This window comes from Moorena sp. SIO1G6, assembly GCF_010672795.1.
Classification (GTDB): Bacteria; Cyanobacteriota; Cyanobacteriia; order Cyanobacteriales; family Coleofasciculaceae; genus Moorena; species Moorena producens.
Genome location: NZ_JAAHFZ010000018.1, coordinates 38,706 through 50,661 on the forward strand (window position 1 = coordinate 38,706; position 11,956 = coordinate 50,661).

Annotated in this window: 17 protein-coding genes; 15 read left to right on the top strand and 2 right to left on the bottom strand. The window is 42.1% G+C overall.

The genetic code is table 11. The features are described from left to right. The first annotated feature begins 260 nt into the window (after nucleotides 1-260). From F6K63_RS18425 to F6K63_RS18440, 4 genes are all read left to right on the top strand, one after another. Nucleotides 261-845 carry an IS607 family transposase gene (locus tag F6K63_RS18425; RefSeq protein WP_287312841.1) on the top strand — a complete coding sequence of 195 codons (585 nt, stop codon included), beginning with the start codon at nucleotides 261-263 and terminating at the stop codon, nucleotides 843-845. Continuing rightward, a complete protein-coding gene (locus tag F6K63_RS18430; protein ID WP_287312901.1) occupies nucleotides 826-1,977 on the top strand; it encodes an RNA-guided endonuclease InsQ/TnpB family protein in 1,152 nt (383 codons plus the stop codon). Before F6K63_RS18425 ends, F6K63_RS18430 begins: the two co-directional genes overlap by 20 nt. Before the next feature lie 47 nt (nucleotides 1,978-2,024). Next, entirely contained in the window at nucleotides 2,025-2,207 is a 183-nt protein-coding gene (locus F6K63_RS18435) for a Sec-independent protein translocase subunit TatA/TatB (RefSeq protein ID WP_287312842.1), read from the top strand. Between the two features lie 69 nt (nucleotides 2,208-2,276). Next, complete coding sequence (locus tag F6K63_RS18440) at nucleotides 2,277-2,474, top strand: hypothetical protein (protein ID WP_287312843.1); 198 nt, start codon at nucleotides 2,277-2,279, stop codon at nucleotides 2,472-2,474. Here the strand turns inward: F6K63_RS18440 and F6K63_RS18445 are convergent. Further along, on the bottom strand, nucleotides 2,445-3,149 hold the full coding sequence (locus tag F6K63_RS18445) for a Crp/Fnr family transcriptional regulator (protein WP_287312844.1): 705 nt from the start codon (nucleotides 3,147-3,149) through the stop codon (nucleotides 2,445-2,447). The genes F6K63_RS18440 and F6K63_RS18445 overlap by 30 nt on opposite strands. Between F6K63_RS18445 and F6K63_RS18450 the strand changes: the two genes are divergently transcribed. Together F6K63_RS18450 and F6K63_RS37305 are read left to right on the top strand one after the other, a co-directional pair. Then, the gene (locus tag F6K63_RS18450) at nucleotides 3,148-3,333 is read left to right on the top strand and encodes a hypothetical protein (protein WP_287312845.1); all 186 of its coding nucleotides are present in this window, start codon (nucleotides 3,148-3,150) and stop codon (nucleotides 3,331-3,333) included. The genes F6K63_RS18445 and F6K63_RS18450 overlap by 2 nt on opposite strands. Before the next feature lie 299 nt (nucleotides 3,334-3,632). After that, nucleotides 3,633-4,415, top strand: a complete 783-nt coding sequence (locus tag F6K63_RS37305) for a globin domain-containing protein (protein WP_353813050.1) — start codon at nucleotides 3,633-3,635, stop codon at nucleotides 4,413-4,415. A 119-nt stretch (nucleotides 4,416-4,534) separates the two neighbouring features. Here F6K63_RS37305 and F6K63_RS18465 read toward each other — a convergent pair whose 3' ends face one another. Continuing rightward, nucleotides 4,535-5,110, bottom strand: a complete 576-nt coding sequence (locus tag F6K63_RS18465; protein WP_287312903.1) for a Uma2 family endonuclease — start codon at nucleotides 5,108-5,110, stop codon at nucleotides 4,535-4,537. Nucleotides 5,111-5,567: 457 nt separating this feature from the next. On the opposite strand from F6K63_RS18465, the gene F6K63_RS18470 reads away from it, so the two are divergent. The 9 genes from F6K63_RS18470 (at nucleotide 5,568) to F6K63_RS18510 (ending at nucleotide 11,955) form a co-directional block, all read left to right on the top strand. Next, the gene (locus F6K63_RS18470; protein WP_287312846.1) at nucleotides 5,568-6,191 is read left to right on the top strand and encodes a hypothetical protein; all 624 of its coding nucleotides are present in this window, start codon (nucleotides 5,568-5,570) and stop codon (nucleotides 6,189-6,191) included. 630 nt (nucleotides 6,192-6,821) lie between these two features. Next, nucleotides 6,822-7,391, top strand: coding sequence for a Pvc16 family protein (locus F6K63_RS18475; RefSeq protein WP_287264945.1), 570 nt, complete (start codon nucleotides 6,822-6,824; stop codon nucleotides 7,389-7,391). 38 nt (nucleotides 7,392-7,429) lie between these two features. After that, nucleotides 7,430-8,296, top strand: a complete 867-nt coding sequence (locus F6K63_RS18480; RefSeq protein ID WP_287312847.1) for a hypothetical protein — start codon at nucleotides 7,430-7,432, stop codon at nucleotides 8,294-8,296. A gap of 24 nt (nucleotides 8,297-8,320) precedes the next feature. Continuing rightward, the gene (locus F6K63_RS18485) at nucleotides 8,321-9,688 is read left to right on the top strand and encodes a phage tail sheath family protein (RefSeq protein ID WP_287312848.1); all 1,368 of its coding nucleotides are present in this window, start codon (nucleotides 8,321-8,323) and stop codon (nucleotides 9,686-9,688) included. Between the two features lie 61 nt (nucleotides 9,689-9,749). Further along, a complete protein-coding gene (locus tag F6K63_RS18490; protein WP_287312849.1) occupies nucleotides 9,750-9,884 on the top strand; it encodes a hypothetical protein in 135 nt (44 codons plus the stop codon). 67 nt (nucleotides 9,885-9,951) lie between these two features. Continuing rightward, the gene (locus F6K63_RS18495) at nucleotides 9,952-10,416 is read left to right on the top strand and encodes a phage tail protein (RefSeq protein ID WP_287312850.1); all 465 of its coding nucleotides are present in this window, start codon (nucleotides 9,952-9,954) and stop codon (nucleotides 10,414-10,416) included. A 121-nt stretch (nucleotides 10,417-10,537) separates the two neighbouring features. Continuing rightward, nucleotides 10,538-11,020, top strand: a complete 483-nt coding sequence (locus F6K63_RS18500; RefSeq protein WP_287312851.1) for a phage tail protein — start codon at nucleotides 10,538-10,540, stop codon at nucleotides 11,018-11,020. A gap of 2 nt (nucleotides 11,021-11,022) precedes the next feature. After that, a complete protein-coding gene (locus F6K63_RS18505; RefSeq protein ID WP_287312852.1) occupies nucleotides 11,023-11,226 on the top strand; it encodes a DUF5908 family protein in 204 nt (67 codons plus the stop codon). A gap of 9 nt (nucleotides 11,227-11,235) precedes the next feature. Next, nucleotides 11,236-11,955, top strand: a complete 720-nt coding sequence (locus tag F6K63_RS18510) for a CIS tube protein (protein WP_287312853.1) — start codon at nucleotides 11,236-11,238, stop codon at nucleotides 11,953-11,955. Nucleotide 11,956: the final 1 nt, after the last annotated feature.

Consider the following 11,956-nt stretch of genomic DNA (forward strand, 5'->3'; position numbering starts at 1 on the left):
TTCCTTGCTAGTAGCATGGACTAGCGGGGCATTGCTGAATCTTCGGATGAAGGTGAGTGGGGTGGGCATCCTGCCCGCCCGAAAATCACTACATTGAGTGGGCGACCGAGATTGACTTAGGTTGATTGTGCGCCTGGTAAAACCGTAAAGTAGATTTGTTAGAGAATTTTTTGGCTTTGCCGTGAAGTAGGGCAAGTATAAAGTTAGTAAAATTGTCACACATCCTACCAGATAATACCAAAAAATGGTAGGATAGAGCCATGACATTAGTACCACTCCGTAAGGCGGTCGAACTTACGAGACTCTCTAAGAACACTCTTCGGAAGTATGCAGATAATGGCACTATCAAATGCGAACGAACCCCAAGTGGAAACAGGCTCTTTGACACACAAAGCCTGCTTAGCCTGGGGAAACGAAAACCGAGACAACCGGCCACTATCTGTTACTGCCGAGTCAGTAGCAGTAAGCAAAAAGACGATCTTACCAGGCAAATCGCCTACATGCACAACCTCTTCCCGGAAGCGGAAATCATCAAAGACATCGGATCAGGACTCAACTATAAAAGGAAAGGTCTTCGAGCCATACTGGAACGACTTATGCGTGGAGATAAACTCACAATTGTTGTTGCCTGTCGAGACAGACTTACCCGATTCGGGTTTGAACTCTTTGAGTACTTGGTCAGTCTCAACGGTGGAAAGATCTTGGTTCTCGACAACCCTGAAAGTTGCCCAGAATCAGAACTTACCGCAGATCTTCTCTCCATCATTCATGTCTTCTCCTGCCGAGTCCACGGCCTCAGAAAATACGGTAAAAAAATCAGCGAAGATGCGAGTGTTCCTAAATAAGGAACAGAGATCAATGATTCGTCGGTGGTTTGGAGTCTCCCGTTACGTTTTTAACAAGACCGTCAAAATTTTAGAAAATGGCGAAGTCAAAGCAAATTGGAAAGCCATTAAAACTGATATATTGAATGACCTCCCCGAGTGGTGTAAGGCAGTGCCTTATCAAATTAAATCTATAGCGATTAAGGATGCCTGCACTGCTGTTAGGGAGGCCAAAAAAAAGTATAAGAAAACTGGACAAATTAATCGGGTTAGATTTAGATCTCGCAAAAACCCCGTTCAGTCTTGTTATATTCCTAAGTCAGCTGTCTCGGTTAAAGGTATTTACCACACAAAGTTAGGTGAGTTAACCTTTGCTGAGACACTTCCCGGCAATATATGCGATTGTAGATTGACTAGCACCAACGGGAACTATTATTTAGTAGTTCCCCATGAAACAACTCAAGTTAAAACCGAAAACCAAGGTAGAGTGGTTGCTTTAGATCCTGGTGTTAGGACTTTCTTGACATTTTTTAGCGAGACTTCCGTTGGGAAAATTGGCCATGGCGACTTTTCTAGAATTCAAAGACTTTGTCAACATTTAGATAACCTGATCTCAAAAATCAGCAAAGCTAAAGGCAAGACAAAGTATCGAATGAGGAAAGCTGCCAGGCGGACAATAATTAGAATCCAGAACCTGATAAACGAGTTACATCATAAGGCTGCCAGGTTTCTGGTTGACAATTTTGACGTAATATTGCTTCCCACATTTGAGACATCTAAAATGTCCAAAAAGCATAACAGGAAAATTAGATCTAAAACGGTTCGTAATATGCTCTCTTTTGCCCATTATCGGTTTAAAGAGTTCCTTAAGCATAAAGCAACCGAAACTGGGAAAGTTGTTGTTGATGTCTGCGAAGCTTATACCAGTAAAACCGTCAGCTGGACTGGTGAACTAATTAATATTGGTGGCAGTAAAATCATCAAGTCAAAACTTGATGGCCAGATGATGGATAGAGACATCAATGGTGCTCGTGGAATTTTTCTGCGGGCTTTGGTAGATACACCCTGGCTGAGTGATTCGGCAAAGCCGACACTTCGTGAACAGCTTGCATTGGCGAGCCATAATTTGCCTTTGGTAGACTCTGGTAGCTAAAAAGTATCGGTTAATTCAAAGTTAACAGGAGTTTGGAGAAAATTGGTATGTTTGGTTTAGGATGGCCGGAAGTTATGATTATTGGTGTTGTGGCAGTTGTGATTTTTGGACCGAAGAAGATTCCTGAAATCGGCAGCGCCCTAGGGAAAACCCTCAGAGGCTTCAAAGACGAGATGAATAATCCGACATCAGAAGCGGAGGAGTCACAAACTGAGCAAAAAGATTCATAATTAACAAAACTTTCGACGGTGCATTCATCCCACGCTGACTTTACGGTTTAGACATGGTTATGGAAGGGGTTGGAAGCTATAGCAATTCCTGCAATCAGCGCGTTTCTCATAGTAACGAGCTACAAACGAGGTACACAGGATTTTTTCCCGATTCCCGACTCCCTCGGTGCGCTTACAGTCGTCGAATTAAATTCGCCACGGGTCGCACCGCTCCCGACTCCCTACTCCCTAGTCTTTTCATCCTTCGTTGTCCGCGATCGCATCTAACTGCTGCCAGTCATTGATAATAATTTTGCCTCCCCGCTTGTAGGTAACTACTGTTTGTATCGAATTGATCTTTTTGAACAAACGCACGCATTCTTCATAGGTTATACCTATACTGCGAGCAATTTGATAGTACGGAAGGTTGATATTTAAGGAGTCTCCCTGAGCAACAGACTCAGTTCCATAGCGACTTGCATAGTATTGCAGCAGACGCACCAGTCGTACAATTGCCCTTTCAGAAATTAGTCCATGTACCGTGTTATGAATTTGTTGCAGGCGTTGATTAAAGACTTCCAGGATTCGCAACGCTACTTCTGGGGTATGGCGAATGGTCTCTAACAGCGCCTCTCGTTCTATGGTTAGCACTAGGGAGTCCACCTGACAAATAACTGTTGCCGGAGCAATACCATTACCAAAAATTGCCGGAGCCGCAAAAATATCCCCCTCAGGGATGATGCGCAAAAGGCTTTCTTTACCACTCGTCCCGGTTTTTTTAATTTGCAGGGTTCCCTTGATTAAGGCATAGAGTTGGCAGGGGAGGCGATCGCCCTCGTAGATCACAATCTCATCCCGCAAATAAGTCCGTACTTTGGTATAAGGCTGAAGATTCTCTAGCGCTGAGGTTTCTAGGTCTTTCAGCACCCAGACTTGAGCTAATTGTTCTATCGATGAGACCATGCCTACCAGTCCTTTGAGAGTGTTTGATAGTTATAGTATTTCTGAATTCGGTAGAGAGCAGGGAACAGGGAGCAGGGAACAGGGAGCAGGGAACAGGGAACAGGGAACAGGGAACAGGGAACAGGGAACAGGGAACAGGGAACAGGGAACAGGGAACAGGGAACAGGGAGCAGGGAGCAGGTAAAAAATTATGTGTACCTCATAGTTATGAAAACCGCTCTATGATGAACAATTTTAGAGATCCGTGTAGGAATTGTGAGAATTTTTGTTCCCGACTCCCGACTCCCTCGGTGCGCTTTCCGTAGGCGAATTAAATTCGCCACGGGTCGCACCGCTCCCGACTCCCGACTCCCTTTGCTTTTACTTCCTTTATGAGCTAGCTCAAGGACAGCGCGAACTATTTCTGTCACAGTAAAAGTACCAACGAGTTCAGAGATATTTCCAAATCTTAGAACTTTCTAAAGTTGTGATGAGGAAAAGATAATGGTTAATGCGATCGCTACAGCAAACACATCGTTTAGCACTTCCCTACAAAAATTAGCTGACTATCCAGATACAGGGATGATTAGCAAAGTTTTGCTCAAGGATAACAATTGCCAATACACCCTATTTTGTTTGGCAAAAGGTACAGCAATTGACGAGCATAGTTCACCTCGTAATGCCGCAATCACGGTCATTGAAGGGAAAGGAATTCTGACCTTAGACCAGAAAGAGATTACCTTAGAAGCAGGAGTTTTTATCTTTATACCTGCTAAAGCACCTCATAGGTTACAAGCCCAAGAGAATCTGAAATTTGTGCTAACCCTCTCGGAAAAGCCTAAACCGGTGAATCAGGTTAGCCAAGAAACTATAGATATCATCAAGTCAACAGCTCCCCTCCTCAAAAAGCATGGTAAGCAAATTACTACTCGGATGTATGAAATCATGTTTCACAACCATCCAGAGGTAAAAGCACAGTTTGATATGTCAGCTCAAGCCAATGGTTCTCAACCAGCTAAGTTAGCTACAGCAGTCTATAGTTATGCTACCAAAATTGATAATATGGAGGCTTTAAAATCCATGGTTGAGGTGATTGCTCATCGTCATGTAAAAACCCATGTTAAACCAGAACAATATCCCATTGTGGGAGAGAGTTTACTACAAGCGATGAAGGATGTGTTGCATGAAGCGGCGACAGAGGAAATGATAGCAGCTTGGACAGAAGCTTATCAGATATTAGCTGATATTTTTATCAACCGAGAACATCAAATTTATGAATCATTATAGCAATCTAGGAGTCGGGAGTCGGGAGTCGGGAGTCGGGAGTCGGGAACAGCGATGCATCGCTTCTGCCTTCTGCCTTCTGCCTTCTGCCTTGCTGTTGTGCATTTTAAATGCACAACAACTTAGTTTAAATTACCAGCAGTCAAAACTTGCTCAACGGTTAACATCAGCTCAGGAAACGTAGGTGATGTTAACCGTTGATTTCCAGTTAACACTGTTTCCTGATATAACCCTTCCTCTAACACCAGCAGTGAAACCTTTTTCTTCGGGGGGTCAACAATCCAATATTCAATGATTCCCAAGGCAGCATACTCTGAACGTTTGTAACGATAATCTCGCTTAACAGAATCAGGACTCACCACCTCTACTGCTAATAATGGAGGAGTATCACATACTGCTGAGTGATCTAGCAATGCCATTACCTGATCTTTGGTTACCACATAGACATCACTTAGCCGTGACTTGCGCCATCCTGTCCGAATTCCTGCTTCTTTAAAACACAGCCAAGGCAAACCCAAACGATTAATTTCTGCTTCCAATACTTGTTCAATAAACTTAGCAATCAGCAGATGCCTAAAGGTTGGTGGATTCATGATTTCTAACCTCCCATCCACCAATTCATAGCGGTTGTCGGTACCATCATCATAGTTGAGGTATTCTTCAAAGGTGTATAATCCTTCTGTGGTTATAGTTGTCATGTTGAGCAATCCGGGAAAGTTTACATTTGGTAATCTATAGCAAAGGGAACAGGGAGTAGGGAGTAGGGAGTACGGAGTAGGGAGTAGGGAGTAGGGAGTAGGGAATAGGGCATCACAAATTCTCACAATTCAATTAGGATACCTATATATAGGGTTTATAAATAGGTCATGAACAATCTTGCTGATTTTTAAGAACACCAAAAAATCATCCAAGCTCTTTCCTACTGCTCCGAACGCGCCCCGCGTGGCCTACAGTCCCTGCTCCCTCCTCCCTGCTCCCTTTTCCCATCAATCCTATATTCACAACTCAAATACAAACGCTATATATACCAATCCTAATTGAAACCTCAGAGAAATTAGTCCCACCTAAAAAGCAGTAAGGGGGCGGACGGCTATACCCGTTAGGCTAAACCCAACTGCCCACCAGGCAATAGAGATGGCGTTGCTTAATAATGGAATGATTTTAAGAGTTTTGTGGAACGGGCATGTTGGCGGAACGGGCATGTTGGTGGAACGGGCATCTTGCCTGTTCCTTAGATTGTCGGGCAGGCAGGATGCCGGGCATGTTGGTGGAATGGGCATGTTGGTGGAACGGGCATCTTGCTGGAACGGGCATCTTGCTGGAACGGGCATCTTGGTGGAATGGGCATGTTGGTGGAATGGGCATGTTGGTGGAACGGGCATCTTGCTGGAACGGGCATGTTGGTGGAACGGGCATCTTGCTGGAACGGGCATCTTGCTGGAACGGGCATCTTGGTGGAACGGGCATGTTGGTGGAATGGGCATCTTGGTGGAATGGGCATCTTGCTGGAACGGGCATCTTGGTGGAACGGGCATCTTGGTGGAACGGGCATCTTGCTGGAACGGGCATCTTGCTGGAACGGGCATGTTGGTGGAATGGGCATGTTGGTGGAATGGGCATGTTGGTGGAATGGGCATGTTGGTGGAATGGGCATGTTGGTGGAATGGGCATCTTGCCCGTTACAATTCCCAGACGGCCAGGATGCCCACCCCACTCCTATTCATGGGAAGATTCAGCAATTGCCTTGCATTCAGCTATCAGCCATTGGCCAACGGCTGACTGCTGACTGCTGACGGCTGAATGCTTACGAAAAATAATCCGAGTTGAATATTCCTAAAAATATTACGATATATTTCATTGTTGAAAATCCCGAAAAATATTACGATATATTTCATTTTTATGGATTTGCTCTCTTTCTTTGTTTTTCATGTTAGTGTTATTTTGGTGGCAGTTAGAAGTATAGAAAAGGTATTTCCCTATTCCATCATTCAACTCCAAGGGTACTCCCGTTATAGTCGAAGACTTAGCGGTAGGGGAATTGGAGAATGAATTTGTAGCGTATCTTGCCTATTTTTGTTAGGATAAGATTACACGATTAGCAAGATTGCTATCGATCACAATCCCAAAATTAAACGATTAAGGGACACGAAGCAATCAGAGTTTTCTCAGGTTCCAATATATGCATTAAAAGACAAGCTGAAAAGCCTATGTCGCATAGAATTAAGCTGATCATAAACATACAAGTAACCCCAAGGATTTTATCGGAGGGTCTAGAGGCTGTTTGGTTCAGCCGTATAGGGTTTTATACTCTTAAGAATCCCTCGCTATAATCTTCGATTTAGCGACGGGAGTATCAAAGTCTTCTTGTCAAGATTATCCTCCAATTATTAGGCGGGATAGATACTAGCTATGTTGGAACATGTTCTCTCGTTTCTTAAGGAACAACTCAACAGCTACATCCGAGTAAAAACCGGAGGTCAGGCTTTTGAGGTCTTATTTCTTCAGGATCGCAACGGGAAAGAAGTTTCCTTAGAAGAGAATGCCATTACTACCTTATTAGTTAACTTAGAAGAAGACTATACCTTTCGTTCTGGTGCTGCCTATGACAGGATGCCTAATCAGGGGGGGAAGCAGCAAAACAACCCTAATCTTTACCTCAATTTATACGTTCTCTATGCTGCTAATTTTACTAATTACAGCCAATCTTTAAAGTTTTTGTCCCTAATTATCAAATACTTTCAAAGTCATCGGTTATTTGATTGTCGTAACTCTCCAACCCTCAGTGCTGAGATCCAAAAATTGACCATCGAACTGGTTAATTTGCCTTTTACTGAACAAAGAGAGGTTTGGTCTGGTTTAGGCATGTCTTATATGCCTTCAGTCATTTATAAAGTCAGAATGGTTGTCTTTGCCGATGGGGATACGGTGGAAATTGGCTCTGATGTAACTGATAGGGAAGTTAGTAGTTCAAGAATCTAGTATCGCCGCCAAACTCAAACCCAAGGGTCATCTAGATTATGCGTTATAAGCAACTCTTTGAATTGAGTATTCTTCACGACTATTATCGGGATAAAGTCTGCCCGGACTTAAGTGTTGAACCAACACCTGAATGTAGCAGGGTACTTAGGGGTCATCGTCTGATTGTTAAGAATAAAGTTAACGGAATAGTGGTCATTACCCCAGTATATTCAGAAAATTCAGAAAATTCAGAAAATTCAGAACAGAAACCCTGGGTAGAGCTTGCTGATAATTTGCAGTTTACTTTTATATTAAAACTCAAAAATCAAGATTTTATAGATTTCACAGATATTGACTGGAAACCCGTTGATAATGTTAGTTATCATTTTAGTAATGAAAATAATAATGAAAATAAAGCGTCAGATTTAGATATAATTCATACTCAATGGTGTTACATAAAAGTGCCCAGGGTACAAACTATTTTTGGCATTGTGGATATTTATAATAACTCCTCCATGTCTAAAGATTTGAATCAGGGGAGTGACTATAAAATCACCTTTCAAGCCAAAAAACAACCGTGGTACTATTACCTGGTAACGGATCAGTTAACTAATGGCGATGAATTCTTGATTGAAGATAAAGATCCGACCAGGAAACCAGAAATTAAATTTACTAGATCTACGAGTGCCGACGCTAAAGAAACAGATCCAATATTTTCTGCTCTTAACCAACAATTTACTCAATCTCAACAATATTGCTTTAAATCTGACTCAGAAATTGCTTGTCAGGAAGCTGGGAGACAAAACATTCAACTTTTAATAAAGAAAAAGAATGAACTTGGCGATCCCTCTGTGTGGATTGACCATTTACCTAATCCCCCTAATCATAACGGAATTCAAGTCATTAATGCCCTGAAATACCTATAAAAATTGAAACGTAAGGATTGAACCATGGTAACTTATAAAACTCCCAATGTTTATGTCGAGGAAATTTCTACATTTCCCCCTTCAGTCGCTGAGGTATCTACAGCGATTCCAGCTTTTATCGGTTACACAGAAAAAGATGGAATAGACCGCCAATTAAACAATAAACCCACTCGAATTAGTTCACTGCTTGACTATGAAACTTTGTTTGGTAAGGCTGAAGCAAGCGAGTTTTCTGTTACAGAGAGCGCAGGTGTAATCGCACCCATTAGCGCTCCCACACTTAACTATTTAATGTATTATGCCTTGCGGATTTATTTTGATAACGGTGGGGGCAGTTGTTACATTGTTTCAGTGGGTAAATACAACGAACCTAAACAAAAGGATCATTTTATAGAAGGCTTAAAAGCTTTAGAAAAAGAAGATGAACCCACTTTAATCATGCTTACCGATGCGGTAACTTTAGGTGATCCCGATTATTACGGACTTTGTGTAGAAGCTTTGATGCAATGCAATAAGTTAAAAGATAGGTTTGCTGTTTTTGACGTTCTGAAAGAGAAAACAGACGGAACAGGCACAGGGGGAGTTGATGAATTCCGACAGGGAATTGGTACAGCATATTTAAAATATGGCGCAGCTTATTATCCCGACCTCCAAACATCACTCAACTACTATTACACCGACGATTCTGTAACTATTAACCAAGGTGGAGGAACCACTAATTCAAAGCTGACTGAGTACAACGACCCACAAAGCTCGCTTTACAACACCGATCTCTACAACAAAATTTTGGCTGAACTAGCTAAACAGCGAGTTATCTTACCTCCAAGTGCAGCCGTAGCAGGGGTATATGCCAGGGTAGATCGGGACAGGGGAGTTTGGAAAGCACCTGCTAATGTCAGCTTGGCATCGGTACTTGCGCCTACGGAAAAAATTACCAACGAGGAACAGGAAAATCTCAACGTTGATCCCACCGCTGGTAAATCCATCAATGCTATTCGCAGTTTTACCGGAAAAGGAACTTTAATTTGGGGAGCAAGGACTTTAGCGGGTAATGACAATGAATGGCGCTATATCCCTGTGCGCAGACTGTTCAATCTCATTGAAGAATCGATTCAGAAAGCCACTGCATTTGTGGTCTTTGAGTCTAACAACACTATCACCTGGCTGAAAGTGAAGTCCCTAATTGAAAATTATCTAGAGGGATTATGGCGACAAGGTGCCCTGGCTGGTAGCACTCCTGAACAGGCTTTCTTTGTTAATATCGGACTGGGTAAAAGCATGAGAGCACAGGACATTTTAGAAGGACGGATGATTGTGGAAATTGGTCTGGCAGCAGTTCGTCCGGCTGAGTTCATTATCCTGAAATTCTCCCATAAATTACAGGAAGCATAGGGGGAATTGAAAATTCAAAATTCAAAATTCAAAATTCAAAATTCAAAATTGTAAGCATTCAGTGGTCAGCGGTCAGCGGTCAGTGGTCAGTGGTCAGCAGTCAGTGGTCAGTGGTCAGCGGTCAGTGGTCAGCTTATTTTATTCAAAAGCACCGATTGCGCTACGCGCATTAGCTGTTCGCGTAGCGTGCGCGTAGCGCTTAAGCTGATAGCTGAATGCTGAATGCTTAAACTAAACCTAAAGTAATTAAGGATAAATAAATCATGGCAGACACAGTAGAACAAATCAAAAATACTTATCCAATTCCCGTATTTTATTACCGAGTCACCATCGCTGGAGATAATTCCTATGCTTTCTCAGAGGTATCGGGATTAAGCATTGAATTTGAAACGATTACTTATCGAGATGGCCTGAGTTATAAAGAAGGGGCAAAGTACATGCCAGGATTAGACACACCCATTAACCTAACCCTACAGAAAGGAATTGTCAGAGGAGACAGCTATTTATTTGATTGGTTTAACACGATTAAGCTCAATACTGTCGAAAAGCGAGATATTACTATTGAATTGTTAGACGAGTCAGGTGAACCAGTTGTATCCTGGGAAGTTATAAATGCTTTCCCTAAGAAATTAGATGCACCGTCATTTAATGCCACTAGCAATGAAGTGGCTATTGAAAGTTTAGAACTAATGGCTAATACTCTCAAGGTTAATAACCCTCCATTATAATCATTAGACTTCCCTGCTCCCTGCTCCCTGCTCCCTGCTCCCTGCTCCCTGCTCCCTGCTCCCTGCTCCCTGCTCCCTGCTCCCTGCTCCCTGCTCCCTGAATTGAAAACCGCTGTAAGTGATGGCAGATAATTTCCCCATTCCGGAACTTACTTTGACTGAAAATCCCCCGGTTGGATTTAATTTTATGGTCGTCTTTTTCCTTGCTGGAATTGTGCCTAATCCCTTAGATATTCGCTTTCAAAAGGTATCGGGAATTTCTGCGGAAATAAGCACAACGGACATCCGTGAAGGGGGTGAAAATATTTTCAGACATCGTTTGCCTAATCAGGTTACCTATAATAATCTGGTTTTAGAAAGAGGAATGGTGATTGGCTCTCCTCTGAATATAGAGTTTAACGTTGCTATGAGTACCATGAAATTTGCTCCCAGCAATGTCTTAGTCATTTTGCTTAATGAAAACACTGCTCCTGTTTCTAGTTGGTTATTTAAGAGAGCTTATCCAGTCAAATGGACGACATCTGACCTAGATGCTAATGCCAATGCTGTGGTTATAGATACGATGGAATTAGCCTATGCAAGATTTCAAAGTGTGAGGATTTAGCTATGCCAGTGGAAATCAAAGAATTAATTATTCGTGCCAACATTGTGGATAATAGTGAGTCTAAGCATGGAAATAGTGATAATGGAAATAGTGAAGATCATAATTTAGATTACCAGACGGGAGAAAAGTCTGAACAAAAAGAGGAAATAATTGCTGCTTGTGTCGCCCAGGTACTGAAGATACTGGATCGGAAAAAAGAGAGATAAGGTAAATCTATGCTAAAAAATCCTTTCAAATTAGAAAAGCTGAAGATTCGTGTTTATAAAGATGGAAAACGGACTGGAAAGGGAGAAGATACCTTTGAAGTCATGTTTAATCCGGAATCCTATTCCTTAAAATACGAGAATGTTTATCAAAATAAGCAGGGTATTAATACCCGTGGACGCGAAGCAAAATATACTCTCAGCAAACCCAGGAATTTGTCCCTCAAGTTAATTTTAGATGACACAGGAGTAGCAGATTATGGAGGTTTAGGGTTTGCAGGAGCTTCATTACTTGGCAATCTTTTAGGGACGAGAGATGTTTACAAGCAAGTAGACCGCTTTCTGAAGCTAACAACATTTATGGATGGAAAAATCCATGAGCCTAAATATCTCAAAATTGAATGGGGAGACTTAATTTTTGATTGTCGTCTCGAATCTGTAAATGTTAAGTATACACTTTTCAACCGTAGCGGACAACCGATACGAGCTGAGTTAGATACCGTTTTTAAAGGTGATCTAGAAGATTCCAAGCGAATTAAACTAGAAAATAAAAGCTCACCCGATCTCACCCATACTAAAACAGTAAAAGCTGGAGATAAGTTGGCTTTGATGGCTCAAGAGGTATATGGTGACTCGGCTTATTATATCCAGCTTGCCCGTGCTAATAATGTCAATAACTTCAGAAAGTTAAAAACCGGAACAACTATCAACTTACCGCCAATAGAGAAGTAAA